This window comes from Idiomarina sp. UBA4206, from assembly GCF_002383015.1.
GTDB classification, from domain to species: domain Bacteria; phylum Pseudomonadota; class Gammaproteobacteria; order Enterobacterales; family Alteromonadaceae; genus Idiomarina; species Idiomarina abyssalis.
The window spans coordinates 938-1650 of sequence record NZ_DFTS01000035.1 but is presented as its reverse complement, the minus strand read 5'-3'; the positions used below and the strand labels follow the sequence as shown (position 1 = coordinate 1650).

1 pseudogene is annotated in these 713 nt (G+C 50.6%); it reads left to right on the top strand.

The window, feature by feature from the left end:
* Window positions 1-713: pseudogene (locus B3180_RS07045) on the top strand (glycine dehydrogenase (aminomethyl-transferring)); the annotation flags it as partial.

Here is a 713-nt window from a genome sequence, read left to right as displayed (position 1 = left end):
CGTGACAAGTTTAAACGTTCATTGCCGGGTCGTATTATTGGTGTTTCTAAAGACTCGCGCGGACGCCCTGCATTGCGTATGGCCATGCAGACCCGTGAGCAGCACATACGCCGCGAAAAAGCGAACTCGAACATTTGTACTGCGCAGGTTCTGCTGGCGAACATGGCGTCGTTTTACGCGGTGTATCATGGCCCGGAAGGCTTGCGTCGTATTGCCAACCGCATTCACCGTTTAACCGACATTGTTGCCTTAGGCATGCAGGACAAAGGCGTGAAGCTGGTGAACAGCCACTGGTTTGACACCTTAACCTTTGAAATGAAAGAAAACGCCGCAGACGTATTGGCGCGCAGCAAAGCGCTGGGTCTTAACCTACGCGTTGACGGCGAAGGCGTATTCGGTATCAGCCTGGACGAAGCCAAAACGCGTGATGATGTTGAAACCTTATTTGCTGCCTTGTTTGGCGACAACCACGGTTTAGACATCGATGTACTGGACAGCCGTGTTGCTGGCGGTGACGTTGAATCTATTCCTGCTGACTTAGTGCGTACTTCTCAGTACTTGCAGCACCCGGTATTTAACGAGTATCACTCAGAAACCGAAATGCTGCGTTATATTAAAAAGTTGGAAAACAAAGATTTAGCCCTGAACCATTCCATGATTTCTCTGGGCTCGTGCACCATGAAGCTGAACGCCACCGCCGAGATGATTCCGGT